Origin of the sequence: Microbispora sp. ATCC PTA-5024, assembly GCF_000511135.2 — a bacterium.
In the GTDB taxonomy this organism is placed as follows: domain Bacteria; phylum Actinomycetota; class Actinomycetes; order Streptosporangiales; family Streptosporangiaceae; genus Microbispora; species Microbispora corallina.
On sequence record NZ_KI866522.1, the window covers coordinates 2391650 to 2407374 of the forward strand.

The window sequence follows — 15725 nt, forward strand, 5'->3', positions numbered from 1 at the left end:
TGGTCGGCGGTCATGCGACCTCTCCGATCAGCGACGTGAACGGGGCCGTACCGCCGAGCTGCTTGTGCAGGTAGCGCAGCCCGTCCACCGTGATCCGCACCTGCTGGGTAAGCTGCGGCTCCCCCGTGCGCGGGTGGTCGTAGTGCCGCGACCGCAGGGTCACGTGCCGCTGGTGCGTCGCGTACGGGGTGTTCCCGGCGTCGATCATCCGCAGGTCGCGCAGTGTCCCGAACAGGCGGTTCTGGCCCGTCGAGATGGCCGGGTCCCGGTTGAGGATGAACGCGGCCTCACGCACCGAGTAGTCGCCGTGCGCGGACGCGAGGACGTCCCAGGCGTGCGCGGCCGGCTCCAGCTCGGCCATCCGCTGGTTCGCGGCGTCGATCGCGCGGGCCTGCCGGGCGGCGAGCTCCAACGCGTCGGCGTAGGTGCGGGGGATCTCGAACTGCGGGCCCGCCGAGTACGACCCGGTCTTCCGGATCGCCGGCAGGACGTCGTGGGTGACCCACCGCTTGAACGCCTTCGCCTCCGGCTTGCGGCTACGGAGGATCAGCGAGTAGAGGCCGGGCTCGTTGATGACGATCGTCATCTGCTGACGGCCCATGGAGTCGGTGACCGGGATACTGTCCCGCTCATCCTCATCGAGCAGGTTGAGGGATGCTCGGGCGTCGGCGATGCCGAGGATCTCGCAGGCGTCGCGGCCGACGAACCACGGCTCGCCGTCGATCAGGACGGTGCGGACCGGCTGACCGGTGCCGGGGAACTCGAAGCGCTGGAGCTCGGTCATGCCGCGCGCTCCGCGGCGGCCTTCTTGGCGGCCTTGGCCTTACGCGCCTTGCGGGCCAGCGCCTCGTAGTAGGCGGTCTTGGCGTTGTTCGCGCACTTCAGCCGCTCGGAGTACGGCAGGTTCGACTCGGGGTCGACCTTGCGCATCCAGTAGTCCAGGGATGCGGGGCTGTTGTTGCGGGCCTTAGCGGTAGCCCCCGCACGGTTAGTCTCCTGTGACCATCTGGTGTTAGCCGCAATCCTGGCGATCGTGCGACGATCACCCGGGGTCGCCGTCATGCCGACCTCCTGATCTCCTGAGAGAGGTCGTCCATGCAGATGGCCTGTGCGGGTACACCGAGGGCCTGCGCGATCTTGTTGAGGGTCCGCCGCGTGGGCTGCTTCACCCCGTGGACGTAGTAGTGGACTGCCGAGCCTGCAACCCCAGCGCGCCGCGCGAGGTCGGCGATGGTCAGATCGCCCATGTCGCAGAAGGCCCGGATCGCATGTCCGTTGGCGCGGACAGTCGGTATCGGAGGCATATGGAGAACCTAGGAGAAACTCCAGCCCACCGTCAAGAGATCTCCACTATTCTCCTGAGATTACAGGAGTCAAGGACTCCTGAAAGAGAACCTAGGAGATAAGATCCCCTAGCTTCGGTCCAGGTCACACCACAGGAGGCGTGTATGGTTAGCGCAGTCCAGTTTCTCCATCCCTCTCCTAGTCGGGGCTTCCCCATGGAGGAGACGTTGATCCACCCGCGAGACGGCTGGGAGCGCGTCGCCTCCCTGCTGGTGGACCGCCGTGTCCAGCTCAACCCCCGCTACAAGAACCGCCTCAAGTTCGCCGCCGACACCGGCCTGAACGAGCGGCTCATCTCCGACCTGGAGAACGCCAGACGGCACAGCTACAGAGACACCACCCTGCGGGCCGTCGAAGCGGCCTACCAGTGGACGGCGGGATCCATACAGCGGATCCTCGAAGGCGGCGACCCCGGGGTGGTCGCACAGGTCACCGGGGGCGCCGGCCGCGTGGCAATGGCTGCGGGGCAAACCGTCTCCGTGCACGCCGAAGACGCCGCGACAGCGACCGACACCATCACGGTGCAGCACGTGCCGAGGTGGTTCGCGAGCGAGGCCGAGCGCCGCGGGATGACTGTGCCTGCCCTCCTGGAAACCCTGACCGCCCTGCGGCAGCTAGCGGGGCACTGGAGGTACTCCCTCGCCGAGCTACTCCTCCACGCCGGCCTTGTGTCCGAGGACGACCTGAAAGTGGAAGAGCGCCCCGCCCCCGAGCCGGAGCCCGAGAGCGAGGCGCTCGCCGAGTTCGACAACGCCATGAACCAAATAGCGTCATCACCATTTCTCACTCGTCGCCAGCGCCAGGAGATTGAGGCCCTCGCAGCGCAGGCGCGGAAAGATGCGATTGAGAAACGTTCTGGGGACGTGTAAACCTAACGACTCCTTCAGACGACGCTGTTGAGGTGCCGCTGGGCGCGCAGTTCCATCGCGCGCATTTCCGCCTCTTCATGGAGCGCGCCGTTAAGACGTGCCTCCGCGATGCGGAGGCGAGCCTGGGCGAGCACGCTGTGGTCTGCCTTCATGGCCCAAGCAGCCAACGTCCACAGGGACGACAGGCCAGTGGCGAGCCAGATCAGCAGGTAGAAGCGGATGCCGAACTCGTAGGTGGCGGCTACGAGTGCGGCTCCCCACAGCAGCACTGTTCCAGTCGTCACTGACCGGCGCATGTAACGTTCCATGTAGTGCTTGTCCCTCCCGTGGCTGCACTGTCTTTAGTGCCGCCGTACCGCGACCGTTTTCCCAGGGCGAGGCGCAGTCCGCTAACTCTAGGTGACATGGACCTGTGCGGGAATAGGGAGATACCTACTACTGCGTATCAACAAAGCACGTTTATCACCACGCCGCAGACACGCTCTCACAGCGCGTAGCCAATAGCGGTCACGACTCCGCGATATGCCCGGTATGCCGGAAATGGCACACCTGCCGAGGCTACACGACCATAGCTTGGAAGATAGCTCACGCGATGATCGCGGACGCTATGATCAACGGTTTCTAGATGCGGTCCCCCGGCGACAGCTTCGCGTGCGCCGCCCATGCCCGCCTATCCGCCGCGGCCCTCCCGTACCGTCCGACCATCTGCAGCGACGACCAGCCGGCGATCCTCATGAGATCGTGCGCGTTGCCGCCGGCGTCCAGCCAGTCATCCGCGAAGGTGTGGCGGAACCGGTGCGGATGCACATTCGACACCCCGGCCCGCTTGCCCCGCCGCTCCAGCATCTGCCTGACCCCGGACTGCGTGAGGCGGCCCTTCTTGCCCAACCACAGCGCCGGCTCCTCGGCAAGGGGATGCCGAGCTCGGATACGGATGTACCGGTCGAGGTCTCGGGCGGCCTTCTTGCCGATCGGGACGAAGATGACGTTGCCGCCCTTCTGTCGGATCCGCAGCAGCTTCTTCGCGAGCATGACGTCGGACTCTTCCTGGTCGGTGCTGTAGCGCAGGCCGGAGAGGCTGGACGCGCGCATCCCGGTGTCCATCAGGATCCGCATGATGGCGGTGTCCCTCCGGTCCTCGAAGGAGGGCCCGGACGCTTCCTTGAGCAGCTTCGCCAGCTCGTCGTCGGTGAACACGTCCGGCGGTTGGTCGGGGACCTTCGGCTCGGTCACGTTCATCATGGGGTGTGGGCCGGTTCGTTCGCCGTCGCGGATGAGCCAGCCGAGGTAGGCGCGGAGGTTGCGGTAGTGCTTGTGGGCGTTGCCTGGACTGGTCGGGGCGATGCCGCACGGGCAGGCCGTCTGCTGCTCCGCGTCGAGCCAGCACCCTTGGCGGGCGGCGAGGAGGAAGGCGCGGATGGTTTCGGGGTCGACCCCTTCGACGGTGGCGGGGAGACCGTGGTGGGTGGTGAAGCGCAGGAACAGGCGGCAGGTGGCCATGTACGACTGGATGGTTCCGGGCGACCGGTTTGCGGATTCCAGCGCGAGAGTCCACGAATCGAGCAGGTCAGCGAGCCCCGGTGATCTATCCTTGGAGCGAGGGGTCATGCTGGCGAATCCTACGCTGTTGTCTTTGTGTGCGCCTATGGTACGGTCCTTCAGTCTTGGTAAACCCGCAGGCAGATAAGCAGTTTCTAGGGGCGGTAGCTCAGCCGGTCAGAGCATCGGACTCATAATCCGTGGGTCGTGGGTTCAAGTCCCACCCGCCCTACCACGTACGACCAGCGATCAGCGGTCTCACCTGCGGTTTCGCGGATGATCAAGCTTGCTGCGAGCTGATCACGTCCATAGGACTGCAACAAGGGCACCATCTACAGTTGGCGCATGGCCGAGATCAAGCCGCCTCAAGACGGTCGCTATGTCGAACTACAAAGGCTCGGCGAAGAAGAACGTCGTATGGCGCTTGAACTGCGAGAGATCCGCGCACAGATAGCAAGCCTCGTGCAGCAGCTCTTACCGCACCACGCACGGACCGAGAAGATCGATGAAGTGGTACAAGCGAGCGGATACAGCCGACACCTGATCGATGTCCTCCGGTACAAGGAGCACCCCTGGCACCGCCCGCAGTAGCCAAGCTGCCCAAGAGCAACCTCTGGCAGGGGACCCCGGCTTCGGGGTGATCACCAAGGCCGCGCGTAGTGGCTGTCCCTACCTGTTTGAGGTAGGGGCCTGATCATCCCCACGCCATCAACGCCGGGACAAGCCGAGCAGACCAAGGCCAGCTTCCCCTTCGTGCGGGTCGACGGTAGACGGGGTCGTCGGGAGGGCGGTCTGTACGTGCCGCGTATGTAGGGTTTACAGCAGCCCGGCGCACAGGCAGTTCGCCGGGCGGTGGAAAGCGGCTGCCGCGCTCTATGCCACCGTGGCAGCCGTCCTCACGGTTGTCGCTCTCGTATTCGTCGTTATCCCGATCGGCCAGCGGAACAGTACAAGACACGCCCCCATATGGACGCCGTCGTCCTATTACTGCGTCGAACACAGCGGGGGCGACAACGAGTGCCCGGGCGGTTGATCATGTCGACACGGACTTCGCGGAACACTCCGCCTCGCATGCACTCGCCGGCTCAGGCGTCGACGACGACCACCATCTTGCCCTTGGCCTCGTTGGCCTCCATGACGCGGTGGGCCTCGCGAATCTCGTCGAAGCGGAACACACGGGATGGTCCGGCCCTGAGTCGGCCGGCCGCCACCTGCTCGGCGATCTTCTGTAGGGGTACGTCGGACAACGGGAAGCCGGGAGTGCCGAAGACGAAGCTGCCGAAGAAGGTCAGGTAGACCCCGCTGGCCATCTGCAGCAGCGGGTTGAAGTCGGCGATCGGGTCGAGGCCGCCCAGCCAACCGGCCAGGCAGGCACGGCCGCCCCGGCGCAGCATGGCCAGGGAGTCGAGGATGGTGCTGTTGCCCACCAGGTCGAGCACCGCGTCGATCCGCTTGCTCTCGGCGATCCGCCGTGACAGGTCCGGCACCTCCCGTTCGGCGCGTTCGGCGCCGAGTTCCTCCAGCAGGGCGAAGCGATCGGGGTTGCGGGTGGTGGCGATGACCCGTACGCCGGCGTCGACGGCGAGGTTGAGGGCGGCCTGACCGAAGGAGGAGGTCGCGCCGCGAATGACCAGCAGTTGGCCGGGGACGATTTCCAGGCTGCGAAACAGGCAGGTCCAGGCGGTGGCGTACGTCTCCGGGATGGTGGCGAGCCGTTCCCAGGGCAGGCCGGACTCGATGAGCGCCACGTTGGACGCCGGCGCCCGGGTGTACTCGGCGTAGCTGCCGTTGATGGTGCGTCCCAGGCCGCCCATCAGCGCCGCGACCTTCGCGCCGATCGGGAATTCCCCGCCGGGGCAGGCTTTCACGAGCCCGACGCACTCGATGCCGCTGACCTTCGCGGCCTCGGCCCACTCGCCGCGGCGCATGTGCATTTCGGCGTGGTTGACGCCGAACGCCTTGATGGCGATGACGACCTGCCCGGCGACCGGCTCAGGCTCCGGAAGTTCGGTGTAGACGAGGCACTCCGGCCCGCCGAACCTCTCAATGACGATGGCGCGCATGCCTTCCCCCGGTGGACACGTCCCGCTCGTGGCACCCCGATTCCCACGGTAAGCCCCCGTCGTCCCCCGTACGCCGAAGGACCGGGAGGCTGTGCCGCAGGTCAGTCCCGGCTCGTTTCGAGATAGCCGGTGAGATAGGTCAGCGACGCGGCGATGTCCTCACCGGTGCCGTGCGGCCGGCGCAGCTCGTCGACGAAGATGGCGATGTCGGCGAGCCGCCACCACAGAGGATAGAGACCGAGGCCGGCCGGTGAGACGGTCCGGCCGGTGGCCCGGGAGTAACGGTCGAGTACGTCGTCGGCGTCGCCGACGGGGTCCTCGCCGAGCATGCGGGCGAGGGCGGGAGTGAGCATCCACAGGTCCCGCTCCGGTGGAGCGATCTGCACGGTGCCCCAGTCGATGAGCCGCAGCCCGGCCGGGGTGCGCATGACGTTTCCGGGGTGCGGTTCACCGTGCGTGACCACCCAGGCCGCCGCGGTGTCGCGTACCTGGTCGACCCGCCGGTCGAAGTCGGCGAGCGATCGCTGGACGTGCCCGGCATGGCCGGACAGCAGCTTCCTGGCCGGCTCGGCGTAGGGCCCACCGGTCCACTCCCGATCGAGGTCCTGAAGCGCCTCCTCCAGCGTGTCCCGGCCGGGCAGCACCAGGTCGGCCCGTGACGCGATGTCCGCCACCATCGGGGTCGCCCCGTGCAGCTCGGCCAGCACGTCGACCACCTCGACGAGGTCCTCGGGCCGGTGCGCGCCGAAGTGCCCGGCTGCCCCCGTCACCATCGGAAAGACCGACAGGGCGTACCGCGAGGTCAGCCGCCGGACCGCGGCGTCGGTCGCGGTCGGGATCGGCGCGAGGACGAAGTCGAGCCCCGCGTCCCGGCGCAGTGCCAGGGCGGCCCCGAACGATCGATCGAGCCGGTCGAACGCGTCATCACGTCCCGCGTCCTCGGCGCCGAGGTCGTCCACCTTGACGAACCAGGCCGCTCCACGCCGGTCTGCCACCGACCAGTGGTAGCTGCCCGCGCCCACCGGAAGGTACTCGGCCGAGTGCGGCTCGATCCCCCAGTGCTCGGCCAGTGCCGCCGTCAGTTCGGCCTCTGCCAGATCCACCGGTCTATCCCTCATACGCCGGTATTGTGCCTCACAAGATCGCATCAAGCGTCCCATCGCGGGCCCGCACGACCACCGACGCGTCCTAGGTGAGCGCCGCCAGGGCTTCGGTGGGGGTGAGGGCGGCGGCGCGTCGCGCGGGGTAGATGCCGGAGACGACCCCGACCAGCACGGCCGCGGTGACCCCGAGGACGACGACCTGGGTCGGCATGGCGAAGGGCCAGCCCTGGCCGAAGGCGAACAGCAGGCTCGCGGCGAGGCCGGCGATGGTCCCGGCGACGCCCCCGCACAGGGCCAGGGCCACCGCTTCGACCACGAACTGCAGGCGGATCTGCCCTCGCGTCGCCCCCAGGGAGCGGCGCAGGCCGATCTCCTGGCGGCGCTCCAGCACCGAGATGACCATGATGTTGGCGATGCCGATCCCGCCGACGAGGAGGGCCACCGCGCCGAGCCCGACGAACAGGCCGTTGAACGCGGCGCGCGCGGCCAGTTGCGCCGTGAGCGCGTCGGACGGGCGGCTCACCTCGACCTGGTCGGGATGTTCGGGGTCGGCCGTCGCGGCCAGCACCTTCGCGATCGCGCCGACGCGGTCGTCGGCCGACCGTTCGTAGACGACGGTGGGATGGCCGTCGAAGCCGAGGTTCGCCCGCGCGTACGGCCAGCCGACGAGCGCGGCGCTGTCGAGGTCGGGGGCGAGTGCGAGCGAGTCGAGTATGCCGACGACCGTCATCCACCGGCCCGCGACGTAGATCTGCCGTCCGGGCCGGTCGACGCCGAACCGGTCGGCGGCGTAGGCGCCCAGGACGACGGCCGGGTAGCGGGCGGTGGCCGTGTTGAGGAACGTGCCCGACCTGACCGTCCCCTTCAGCGTCGCGAGGAGGTCGAGCCGCACGGCTGCGACTCCCACTCCGTTCGTGACGGCCGGGTCGATCAGCCTGGTACGGCGGGCGGTCGCCCCTTTCACGTACGCGATGGCGGTGGCGCCGACGACACCGGGGATGTGGGAGACGCGGGCGACCGACTCGAGCGGCAGCGACGCCTGGTCCCCTGTGATCGAATGTCCCGGCGCCACGGTCAGCACGTTCGTCCCGACACGGGCGAGTTGCTCCTGGAGTCCGGCACCGCTGACCGCGCTGATGCCCATCACGGCGACCATCGACGCGATCCCGATGGCCACTCCGAGAGCCGACAGGACGGCCCGGCCCCGGCGTGCCCGCAGACCGGCCAGCCCGACGGCGACCAGGTCCCACGCGCTCAGCCGGGCGGGCGCGGGGATCACGGGAGTCACCGGGATCACAGGAGCCTCCCGTCCAGGACGTCCACGCGGCGCGGGAGCGCCTCGGCCAGGTCGGTGTTGTGGGTGATGACCACGACGGTGGTGCCCTCCTCGTGCAGTCTCCACAGGATGTCGACGATGCCCGCGCCGGTGGCCGTGTCCAGGTTGCCGGTGGGTTCGTCGGCGAACAGCACCACCGGCCGGGCGACCAGGGCGCGGGCGATGGCCACCCGCTGGCGTTCGCCGCCCGACAGCTCGTGGGGACGGTGGGTGAGCCGGTCGCCGAGCCCGACGCGTTCGAGCGCCTCACGCGCGGCAGTGACGCGGCGGCGGGCGGGGACGCCCAGGTAGAGCAGCCTGGTGGCCACGTTCTCCAGAGCCGTCAGGTGAGCGGTGAGGAAGAACTGCTGGAAGACGAACCCGATCCAGTTCGCCCTGACCGCCGACAGCCGCCGGTCGGACAGGGTGGCCATGTCGTGCCCGAGGAGCCTGACGTGTCCCTCGCTCGGCCGGTCGAGCGTCCCCATGAGGTGCAGCATGGTCGACTTGCCCGACCCGGACGGCCCGCAGACGGCCACCAGCTCCCCCGGGCCGATCGACAGCGTCGCGTCCCGCAGGGCCCGCACCCCTCCCGGGTACGTCTTGGACGCGTGGTCCAGTTCGATCACGCTCATGGTCTGGGCACCTGAACTCGCGTGCCCTCGGCCACTCCGGTGACCTCGACGAGCCCTCCGGCGAACAGTCCCAGCTCGACCGGGACGAGCCTTCCCGCCACCTCGACCGCGAACGTACCGTCCGCCTGCCCCAGCAGGGCCTCGACCGGTACGGCGAGCACCCGCTTGTGAGCGGCGCCGGCGAACCCGGCGGTGACAGGCGCCGCGACGAGCCGTCCGGCGGCCGCCGGATGGTCGAGGGTGATCGTGACGGCGATGGTGGCGGTCTCGGTGCCCTGCCCGGGCTGGCCGGTGGTCGCCGCCTTCGCGACGGTCCCGATGGCGGTGACGTGCCCGGTCGTGGTCTTCCCGCCGGGGAGCGTGATCGTGACCTTCCCGCCCCTGACCGCGAGTTGCTGCCGGTCGACGGGGATGTCGGCGACGACCTGCCGTTTCAGGCCGGTGACGGTCAGCAGCGGGCCCGAGGCCGGGCCGCCGAGCCGTCCGGTACGTGAGGCGACCCTGATCGGGCCGGGTTGGACGACGACGTCCGACGGGGTGAGCGTGCCGGTCCGAGGGCGGCCGAGGCGGCGCTGCCACGCCTTCACCGCCTGCGCGGTCGCCCAGGTGAACCGGTCGTCCACGACCAGGGGGTACCCCAGGGCGGCGAGGTTCCGCTCGACCACCCGCACATCCCGGCCCCGCGCGCCGACCGACAGTGTGCGCCACAGCGGGGTCCGCCCGTAGATGAGCGGGACGGCGTGCCCGTCGGCCGCGTACACCCGCCGGCCACGCCTGATGACCCCGCCGTCCGGAGGCAGCCACGTCACGATCCCCGGGCCGCCCGTCACGGTCTCACGGCCGGCGTAGCCCAGCGTGCCGTCCACGCTGGTCCTGCTGACCAGGTCCGTACGGACGACGGGTGTCGTGGGGAACGGCGGGGTGGCCGCCTGCGTGGGGGTGCAGGCGGTCAGCACGAGGGTCACGGCGAGCAGCCGCCTCACTCCCCCACCTCCTTCCGGCAGGCGGTCATGATCGCGTCGAGATCCTTGCCGGGCGGGGGCGCGCCGACTCTGATCCCCGGATCGGCCACCGTCGGATCGGACGCCTCGACGCCGTTCCTGCGCAGGCAGGCGGCCGTCTTCCGCATCCTGTCGAGGTCCTCCGCGCTCGGCGGCTCCTCCTGCGGGGCGTACTTCTTGCAGGTCTTCATCGCCGCGTCGAACCTGTCCTTGGGCACACCACGGGCGTCGACGTGGAAGCTGTCCTCGCCGGGGGGAGGATCGGCCACCTGGATTCCCTGCTGCCGGAGGCACTGGGCGTACCTGACGAGCTGGTCGTGCTTCCTGCCGTCGGAGCCGAGGCCCGGGATGGCGCCGCAGCCCGCGACCAGGAACGCCAGGGCGACAACGAGTCTCTTCATGCGGCAGACGATCGCGGAGGAGACGTTTCCCGGCCGTCTCCGCGCCCCTTAACACCCAGGCAACCCCTGTATGGGTATTACTTGGGTCATGCGCGTGCTGGTGGCCGAAGACGAGAAGACTCTGGCGGACCTGGTCGCCGAGGGACTGCGCAGGTACGCGATGGCGGTCGACGTCGCCTACGACGGCACGGCGGCGGCGGAACGGCTGAGCGTCAACGACTACGACGTGCTCGTGCTCGACCGCGACCTGCCCGGGACGCCCGGCGACGCCATCTGCCGCGACCTCGCGCAGGCGGGCGCCCGTACGAGGATCCTGATGCTGACGGCGGCGGCGTCGGTACGCGATCGGGTCGCCGGGCTCGGCCTCGGTTCCGACGACTACCTGCCCAAGCCGTTCGACTACGCGGAGCTCGTGGCACGTGTCCAGGCGCTCGGACGCCGCAGCCAGGCGCCCGTCCCGCCGCTGCTGACCCGTGGAGACATCGTCCTCGACGCGCCGCGCATGCAGGCGTTCCGGGACGGCCGCTATCTGGCGCTGTCACGCAAGGAGTTCGCCCTGCTGGAGGTTCTCATGCGGGCGGACGGCGCGATCGTGAGCGCGGAGGAACTGCTGGAACGGGCCTGGGACGAGCACACCGACCCGTTCAGCGGGGTCGTCCGGGTCACGATGAGCAAGCTGCGCGCCAAGCTCGGCGACCCCCCGGTCATCGGGACGGTCGCCGGCCGGGGGTACCACCTGCCATGACGCTCAGGGTCCGGCTGGCCGCGCTCTACGGCGTCCTGTTCGCCGCCACGTCCCTGGCCGTGCTGGGCGCCGTCAGCGTCTACATCCAGTACGGCGTCGTCCTGTACGGATCGAGGACCGAGACGGGGGCCGTCCGGTCCGAACCCGGGGGCGGCAAGGTCGCCATGCGCCAGGTCACCGACACCGGCCCCGGCGTCTCGATCGGCACCCTGGTGATGGGGATCGCGCTGATCGGTGTCTCGATCTGGGCCGGGTGGTGGCTGGCCGGGCGCACACTGCGGCCGCTGGGGCGGATCACGGCGACCGCACAGCGGTTGTCGCTGACCAACCTGCACGAACGGATCGCGCTCACGGGGGCCGAAGGACGAGCTGAAAGAGCTGGCCGACACCTTCGACGCCATGCTCGACCGCCTCGAACGCGCCGTGGCCGCGCAGAGCAGGTTCGTCGCGAACGCCTCGCACGAGCTGCGGACGCCGCTCGCCATCCAGCGGGCGGCCATCGAGATCGGCCTGGCCGACCCGGCCCCCGACCGGATCGAGCGATTCAGGGCGGAACTGCTGGAGGCCAACCGGCGGACCGAGCACCTGATCGACGGACTGCTGGTGCTGGCACGCGGCGACCACGGCCTCGACGAGGTCGAGGCCGTGCGGTTCGACCGGGTCGTCGGCGACGTCGTCGCCGGCTTCCCCGGGGTCACGCTGCGGTCCCGGCCGACCACCGTGATGGGGGACCCCGTCCTGCTCACCCAGTTGGTGACCAACCTGGTGGACAACGGGGTCCGGCACAACGTGCCCGGCGGAAGCGTGGACGTGCGGGTGACGCCGGAGGGCGGGCTGGTCGTGTCCAACACCGGCCCGCGGATCCCTGCGGAACGCGTCCCCGATCTTTTCGAGCCCTTCCGGCGCCTGGCCCCGGACCGCACGGCGAGCGCCGGCGGCTCCGGCCTGGGGCTGTCCATCGTCGCCTCGATCGCCAGGGCCCACGCGATGACCGTGACGGCCGTCCCGAACCCCGGCGGCGGGCTGACCGTCCGCTGCGGCCTCGCCCGGGATCACGAGATCGCGACGCTCCACCCCGAGCGCGCCGGCGCGCCGTGACCCGGATCCTGTCGATCCCTCAGATCCGCTTGGATCCTCGCGGCGCCGCACTCAACTGGTCAGCCCCTTCGCGGTGATCGCACCCGACACCCGGTTCCTCCACACGCAGGGAGACGTCGCCCTTTGTGGATCGACCCTTACGAGGCTCATGCCCGATTGATCGCCGGAAACCTGATCAGAAGCCAGGGGTGTCCCGGCGGCGGGTCAGGTCGTCGCGGAGGGCCTCGCCTTCCCCGTACGGCAGGCGGTGGTCCTGGGAGACGCGGGAGACGCGGGAGCCGATGGCGCCGTAGATCTGCATCTGGTCGTAGTAGATGCGGCCGGTCACGAAGCGGCCCCCCTCCATCGTGTAGGCCGCCACACCGTCCACGCTGATCCGCCGGTCGCTGCGGGACACCTCCGTGCCGCCGGGGAGCAGCAGTTGACCGGTGTGCGTCCCGGTCACCCGCCATTCCGCGACGATCCCGTCCTCGCACGAGAACCGCCGCGTCACGGTGATGCCGAAATCCCCGAACGCCGAGAAGAACTGCTGGAAGTACCAGGCGATCTGCTCCCGCCCCTCCACGACGCACTGCGGCGTGACCATGACCCCGTCGGGGCTGAAGCAGGCGGCCAGGCGGTTCTCGTCGTGCTCGTTGAGAGCATTGATCCACTCGTCGTAGAGCTCGCTGCTGTCGGGCATCTCCGTGTTCCCCCCACTTCGGATGAATGCCCAAATGGCAGGATCCGACGCTTTGCAACTCGGGCACGAGAACCACGACGGCCCCGGACTCCGTGAGAAGTCCGGGGCCGGATGCCGTGGGACGCCGGGCCCGCGGATCAGCGGGCCCGTCATCCGGGCTCAAGCACGTTCTAGAGCGGGCGGACCTTCTCGGCCTGCGGGCCCTTGGCGCCCTGACCCGCGGTGTACTCGACCCGCTGGTTCTCCTCCAGCGAGCGGTAGCCGCCGGCGTCGATGGCCGAGTAGTGGACGAAGACGTCCGGGGTGCCGTCGTCGGGGGCGATGAAGCCGAAGCCCTTCTCGGCGTTGAACCACTTGACGGTTCCCTGAGCCATACTGCTATCTCCTTGATGAGACGATCTCGAGTGCCACGGGCGTGGTCCTCGGGCTGCTGCGACCGACCGCCTTGGAAAAGCCTCGGCTCCCTACGGTGACGCCCGCTGTCATAACTCCGCGGGCGCTGTAACGCATACCGGGACTTCGACACAACCTGTACCCCTGACACTACACGGCGCGCGACGTTCCCGCGCCATCGTCACGAGAAACCCGGTACGCGTCCCCGGCAAAGCCATGCTCGCGTGCACCGGGGAACGCTAACGGAGCCGCCGGATCTCCCCGTAGGCGCGGTAGAAGCCGCCGCGGCCCGAGGGGCGCACGCCGTCCACCAGGTAGCGGGCGCCGGCCTCGCGGACGTCCTTGGGGAACTGCACGTTCCACGCCTCGTACCCGGGGCTGGCCACCCGGACGCGCAGGCGGTCTCCTTCGCGTACGCACTCCACCACGACGCCGTCACCGGCGTGGGTGACGGTCTCCAGCACCACCGACGGCTCCAGCACCGGCAGCGGCGCCGCGGCCTTGACGTCGACGGTCTCGGGCACCGTCCCCTCGCGCGCCGCGGCGATCGCCGGCTCGCTCGCGTCGATGCAGGCCAGAGATCCGTCGGTGGTCACGATGTAGAGGCGGTCGTCGAGGAACTGCATGGAGAAGGCCGACCCGCAGCCGGTGCCGAGCTTCCACAGCCGCTCCCCCGACGCGGCGAAGCAGTACACCGAGGAGTGGCTGTCGCCCGCGAAGACGTAGCGGCCGCCGGGCGACGTCGCGCAGGAGTAGACGGGCCCGTCGCAGCCGTACACGGCCTCGACCCGGCCGTCGTCCTTGGCGAGCCGGTGGACGGCACGGCGGGCGGTCGCGGCGTAGACGGCGTGGTCCTCCTGCCAGCCGAACAGCACGTGGTCGGCGGACGGGGTGTGCCAGACGAGGGCGCCGTCGGAGGCGTCGTAGCGGGCCACGCCGCCGGAGTGGCCGTGGTAGACGGCGTCCTCGTCGCACCGGACCATCCAGGCGAAGTCGCCCCGGCCCGTACGCGCCCACTGGAACTCGTCCTCGTAGTCGATCGTGGTGATCCGCCCGGCGCGGTCGGAGACGCCGAGGACGCCGTCGTGGATGTCGAGCCAGTAGATGTCGACGTCGGCGGCGATCTCGTAGGCCGGCCTCGGCACCTTGCCGCTCAGGTCGTACACCTTGCCGTCGTCGCACCCCGCGTAGATCCAGAAGTCGTCGGCCACGATGCACTTGACGCCGTCGGGCAGCCGGAAGCGGCCGGTGACGGTGCCGGAGTGGGCTTCTCGCCGATCTTCCTTGCCGCCGCGGCCTGCGCCTTCTCCTCGCTGGGGAAGTCGGTGATCTTGGTCTGACCCGCCTCGCCGATGCGCCCGTACGAGATGGTCACCCGCGTCCCTGAGACGGTCGTCTCGTAGAACTTGTGCGCTCCGCCGCCGTCCTCGGACAGCTCAAGGTAGGTCATGTCCCGCCATCTCCAGATGAGGTCCGCTTGATCAATTGACCCGGAGACTAGAGGACGGCGGCGACGATCTCCGGGCGGCGAATCCTCGCCGGGAGGCGCACTCGCCGACGGGACGCTCAGACGTCGTCGCGCGACGGTCTCAGGACATCGGCGCCCCGCTCCTCCAGGAGGTCCATCAGCCGGGCGGCGTTGCGCTGGGAGTTGTCCGCGCAGCAGTTGTTGGTCAGCACGTGCGTGGTGACGGCCCGGGCGGACAGGCCGGCGATGCGGCCGGCCCAGTCCTGGAGCTCCTCCTCGGAGTACAGGTAGCCGAACCGCTCCTCGATGATCCGGCTCGTCCACTTCTGCGAGTGGCCGTGCAGCCGGACGACGGCGAGGTCCGAGGTGGCGGCCAGCACCGGCGGGACGGACGACGGGTGCCCCTGCGGCATGTCCACCCCGACGTACGGCAGGTCGTTGGCGGCGAGGAAGCCGAGCGTGTCCTCCCGCGCGGCCCCGTCCATCCACGCCGCGTTGCGGAACTCGACGCAGACGCGCATGGGCAGGCAGCGGTCCCGGCACTCGAGGATGTAACGGCGGCTCGCCTCGCCGGGCGGGAACCACTGCGGGAACTGGAACAGCAGCGCGCCGAGCTTCCCCGCCTCGTGCAACGGCTCCAGGGCGGCCAGGAACCGACGCCACACCTCCTCGACGACCTCCGCGGGGAGGTCGCGCGCGTAGAGGGACCGCCCGGGCTCGCCGAGGCCGGCCCGCAGGTCCTTGTACAACGCCGAGGGACGGGTCGGATGCCGGGTGAGCAGGGAGAACGCCTTGACGTTGAAGGTGAAGTCCTTCGGCGTGCGGTCCCGCCACAATTCGGCCGTGCGCCGGGCGGGCGGGTTGTAGTAGGTGGCGTCCACCTCCACCAGGGGGAACCGGCCGGCGTAGAAGCCGAGCCGCGCCTCGGGGGTGGAGGCGCCGGGGGGATACCAGCCGGAGGCGAGGAGCGACCGGTCGGTCCAGGAGGCCGTGCCGACGAGGATCTTGCCCATGCCCCGACCGTAGGCCGCTCCGCGCCGCCGCGGGCGCGCTTTCCGCACAGAACCGG

General features: G+C 69.6%; 21 protein-coding genes and 1 tRNA gene. 5 read left to right on the forward strand and 17 right to left on the reverse strand.

All coding sequences use genetic code 11. From position 1 onward, the window contains the following. Positions 1 to 10: 10 nt before the first annotated feature. The 3 genes from MPTA5024_RS43360 to MPTA5024_RS10780 all read right to left on the reverse strand — a co-directional run bounded on the left by MPTA5024_RS43360 (position 11) and on the right by MPTA5024_RS10780 (position 1304). Complete coding sequence (locus tag MPTA5024_RS43360) at positions 11 to 784, reverse strand: phage antirepressor (protein WP_036322161.1); 774 nt, start codon at positions 782 to 784, stop codon at positions 11 to 13. Next, positions 781 to 930 carry a hypothetical protein gene (locus MPTA5024_RS40790; protein ID WP_157099373.1) on the reverse strand — a complete coding sequence of 50 codons (150 nt, stop codon included), beginning with the start codon at positions 928 to 930 and terminating at the stop codon, positions 781 to 783. The genes MPTA5024_RS43360 and MPTA5024_RS40790 overlap by 4 nt, the downstream gene beginning before the upstream one ends. 128 nt (positions 931 to 1058) lie before the next feature. After that, a complete protein-coding gene (locus MPTA5024_RS10780) occupies positions 1059 to 1304 on the reverse strand; it encodes a helix-turn-helix domain-containing protein (RefSeq protein WP_055725765.1) in 246 nt (81 codons plus the stop codon). A 144-nt stretch (positions 1305 to 1448) separates the two neighbouring features. Between MPTA5024_RS10780 and MPTA5024_RS10785 the strand changes: the two genes are divergently transcribed. Further along, the gene (locus MPTA5024_RS10785) at positions 1449 to 2213 is read left to right on the forward strand and encodes a hypothetical protein (protein ID WP_036322164.1); all 765 of its coding nucleotides are present in this window, start codon (positions 1449 to 1451) and stop codon (positions 2211 to 2213) included. A gap of 14 nt (positions 2214 to 2227) precedes the next feature. Here MPTA5024_RS10785 and MPTA5024_RS10790 read toward each other — a convergent pair whose 3' ends face one another. Beyond that, positions 2228 to 2521 (reverse strand): hypothetical protein, encoded by a 294-nt coding sequence (locus MPTA5024_RS10790; protein ID WP_198167036.1) that lies wholly within the window; start codon positions 2519 to 2521, stop codon positions 2228 to 2230. 313 nt (positions 2522 to 2834) lie between these two features. Next, positions 2835 to 3821, reverse strand: a complete 987-nt coding sequence (locus MPTA5024_RS10795) for a tyrosine-type recombinase/integrase (RefSeq protein WP_036322166.1) — start codon at positions 3819 to 3821, stop codon at positions 2835 to 2837. 89 nt (positions 3822 to 3910) lie between these two features. Between MPTA5024_RS10795 and MPTA5024_RS10800 the strand changes: the two genes are divergently transcribed. Further along, positions 3911 to 3987: transfer RNA gene (locus tag MPTA5024_RS10800), tRNA-Ile, on the forward strand. 110 nt (positions 3988 to 4097) lie between these two features. Continuing rightward, complete coding sequence (locus tag MPTA5024_RS40795; protein ID WP_157099375.1) at positions 4098 to 4343, forward strand: hypothetical protein; 246 nt, start codon at positions 4098 to 4100, stop codon at positions 4341 to 4343. A 494-nt stretch (positions 4344 to 4837) separates the two neighbouring features. Here the strand turns inward: MPTA5024_RS40795 and MPTA5024_RS10805 are convergent, their stop codons facing one another. The 6 genes from MPTA5024_RS10805 to MPTA5024_RS42040 form a co-directional block, all read right to left on the reverse strand. Then, positions 4838 to 5815, reverse strand: coding sequence for a zinc-binding alcohol dehydrogenase family protein (locus MPTA5024_RS10805; RefSeq protein WP_036322167.1), 978 nt, complete (start codon positions 5813 to 5815; stop codon positions 4838 to 4840). Between the two features lie 101 nt (positions 5816 to 5916). Beyond that, positions 5917 to 6918, reverse strand: coding sequence for a phosphotransferase (locus MPTA5024_RS10810; RefSeq protein WP_232326381.1), 1002 nt, complete (start codon positions 6916 to 6918; stop codon positions 5917 to 5919). 85 nt (positions 6919 to 7003) lie between these two features. After that, a complete protein-coding gene (locus MPTA5024_RS10815) occupies positions 7004 to 8215 on the reverse strand; it encodes an ABC transporter permease (RefSeq protein ID WP_036322168.1) in 1212 nt (403 codons plus the stop codon). Continuing rightward, positions 8212 to 8868 carry an ABC transporter ATP-binding protein gene (locus MPTA5024_RS10820; protein ID WP_036322169.1) on the reverse strand — a complete coding sequence of 219 codons (657 nt, stop codon included), beginning with the start codon at positions 8866 to 8868 and terminating at the stop codon, positions 8212 to 8214. The genes MPTA5024_RS10815 and MPTA5024_RS10820 overlap by 4 nt, the downstream gene beginning before the upstream one ends. Beyond that, a complete protein-coding gene (locus MPTA5024_RS10825) occupies positions 8865 to 9851 on the reverse strand; it encodes a peptidoglycan-binding domain-containing protein (RefSeq protein WP_051457920.1) in 987 nt (328 codons plus the stop codon). The genes MPTA5024_RS10820 and MPTA5024_RS10825 overlap by 4 nt, the downstream gene beginning before the upstream one ends. Then, the gene (locus MPTA5024_RS42040; protein ID WP_036322170.1) at positions 9848 to 10270 is read right to left on the reverse strand and encodes a hypothetical protein; all 423 of its coding nucleotides are present in this window, start codon (positions 10268 to 10270) and stop codon (positions 9848 to 9850) included. Before MPTA5024_RS42040 ends, MPTA5024_RS10825 begins: the two co-directional genes overlap by 4 nt. An 88-nt stretch (positions 10271 to 10358) precedes the next feature. On the opposite strand from MPTA5024_RS42040, the gene MPTA5024_RS10835 reads away from it, so the two are divergent. Beyond that, positions 10359 to 11015 carry a response regulator transcription factor gene (locus MPTA5024_RS10835; RefSeq protein WP_036322171.1) on the forward strand — a complete coding sequence of 219 codons (657 nt, stop codon included), beginning with the start codon at positions 10359 to 10361 and terminating at the stop codon, positions 11013 to 11015. 79 nt (positions 11016 to 11094) lie between these two features. Here the strand turns inward: MPTA5024_RS10835 and MPTA5024_RS42045 are convergent, their stop codons facing one another. Then, positions 11095 to 11367 (reverse strand): hypothetical protein, encoded by a 273-nt coding sequence (locus MPTA5024_RS42045; RefSeq protein ID WP_198167038.1) that lies wholly within the window; start codon positions 11365 to 11367, stop codon positions 11095 to 11097. Positions 11368 to 11414: 47 nt separating this feature from the next. Between MPTA5024_RS42045 and MPTA5024_RS42050 the strand changes: the two genes are divergently transcribed. Then, on the forward strand, positions 11415 to 12113 hold the full coding sequence (locus MPTA5024_RS42050) for a sensor histidine kinase (RefSeq protein ID WP_051457922.1): 699 nt from the start codon (positions 11415 to 11417) through the stop codon (positions 12111 to 12113). Positions 12114 to 12288: 175 nt separating this feature from the next. On the opposite strand, the gene MPTA5024_RS10850 is transcribed toward MPTA5024_RS42050, so the two are convergent. From MPTA5024_RS10850 to MPTA5024_RS10865, 5 genes are all read right to left on the reverse strand, one after another. Further along, positions 12289 to 12795 (reverse strand): nuclear transport factor 2 family protein, encoded by a 507-nt coding sequence (locus MPTA5024_RS10850; RefSeq protein ID WP_051457923.1) that lies wholly within the window; start codon positions 12793 to 12795, stop codon positions 12289 to 12291. Between the two features lie 170 nt (positions 12796 to 12965). Continuing rightward, positions 12966 to 13169, reverse strand: coding sequence for a cold-shock protein (locus tag MPTA5024_RS10855; protein ID WP_036322172.1), 204 nt, complete (start codon positions 13167 to 13169; stop codon positions 12966 to 12968). Positions 13170 to 13427: 258 nt separating this feature from the next. Then, positions 13428 to 14399 carry an outer membrane protein assembly factor BamB family protein gene (locus tag MPTA5024_RS10860; RefSeq protein ID WP_232326388.1) on the reverse strand — a complete coding sequence of 324 codons (972 nt, stop codon included), beginning with the start codon at positions 14397 to 14399 and terminating at the stop codon, positions 13428 to 13430. Continuing rightward, positions 14342 to 14638: a WGR domain-containing protein gene (locus tag MPTA5024_RS43365; protein WP_232326390.1), complete on the reverse strand. Its 297-nt coding sequence runs from the start codon at positions 14636 to 14638 to the stop codon at positions 14342 to 14344. Before MPTA5024_RS43365 ends, MPTA5024_RS10860 begins: the two co-directional genes overlap by 58 nt. A gap of 116 nt (positions 14639 to 14754) precedes the next feature. Continuing rightward, positions 14755 to 15669: a DUF72 domain-containing protein gene (locus MPTA5024_RS10865; protein WP_036322173.1), complete on the reverse strand. Its 915-nt coding sequence runs from the start codon at positions 15667 to 15669 to the stop codon at positions 14755 to 14757. Positions 15670 to 15725: the final 56 nt, after the last annotated feature.

Bases quoted from the DNA above. Each gene is read 5' to 3' on its own strand.
- MPTA5024_RS10865 (WP_036322173.1), bottom strand. From the start codon at position 15,669: ATGGGCAAGATCCTCGTCGGCACGGCCTCCTGGACCGACCGGTCGCTC.
- MPTA5024_RS10805 (WP_036322167.1), bottom strand. From the start codon at position 5,815: ATGCGCGCCATCGTCATTGAGAGGTTCGGCGGGCCGGAGTGCCTCGTC.
- MPTA5024_RS42050 (WP_051457922.1), top strand. From the start codon at position 11,415: ATGCTCGACCGCCTCGAACGCGCCGTGGCCGCGCAGAGCAGGTTCGTC.
- MPTA5024_RS43365 (WP_232326390.1), bottom strand. From the start codon at position 14,638: ATGACCTACCTTGAGCTGTCCGAGGACGGCGGCGGAGCGCACAAGTTC.
- MPTA5024_RS10820 (WP_036322169.1), bottom strand. From the start codon at position 8,868: ATGAGCGTGATCGAACTGGACCACGCGTCCAAGACGTACCCGGGAGGG.
- MPTA5024_RS10785 (WP_036322164.1), top strand. From the start codon at position 1,449: ATGGTTAGCGCAGTCCAGTTTCTCCATCCCTCTCCTAGTCGGGGCTTC.
- MPTA5024_RS10855 (WP_036322172.1), bottom strand. From the start codon at position 13,169: ATGGCTCAGGGAACCGTCAAGTGGTTCAACGCCGAGAAGGGCTTCGGC.
- MPTA5024_RS10790 (WP_198167036.1), bottom strand. From the start codon at position 2,521: ATGGAACGTTACATGCGCCGGTCAGTGACGACTGGAACAGTGCTGCTG.
- MPTA5024_RS10780 (WP_055725765.1), bottom strand. From the start codon at position 1,304: ATGCCTCCGATACCGACTGTCCGCGCCAACGGACATGCGATCCGGGCC.
- MPTA5024_RS40790 (WP_157099373.1), bottom strand. From the start codon at position 930: ATGCGCAAGGTCGACCCCGAGTCGAACCTGCCGTACTCCGAGCGGCTG.
- MPTA5024_RS10835 (WP_036322171.1), top strand. From the start codon at position 10,359: ATGCGCGTGCTGGTGGCCGAAGACGAGAAGACTCTGGCGGACCTGGTC.
- MPTA5024_RS10850 (WP_051457923.1), bottom strand. From the start codon at position 12,795: ATGCCCGACAGCAGCGAGCTCTACGACGAGTGGATCAATGCTCTCAAC.
- MPTA5024_RS40795 (WP_157099375.1), top strand. From the start codon at position 4,098: ATGGCCGAGATCAAGCCGCCTCAAGACGGTCGCTATGTCGAACTACAA.
- MPTA5024_RS42040 (WP_036322170.1), bottom strand. From the start codon at position 10,270: ATGAAGAGACTCGTTGTCGCCCTGGCGTTCCTGGTCGCGGGCTGCGGC.
- MPTA5024_RS10795 (WP_036322166.1), bottom strand. From the start codon at position 3,821: ATGACCCCTCGCTCCAAGGATAGATCACCGGGGCTCGCTGACCTGCTC.
- MPTA5024_RS43360 (WP_036322161.1), bottom strand. From the start codon at position 784: ATGACCGAGCTCCAGCGCTTCGAGTTCCCCGGCACCGGTCAGCCGGTC.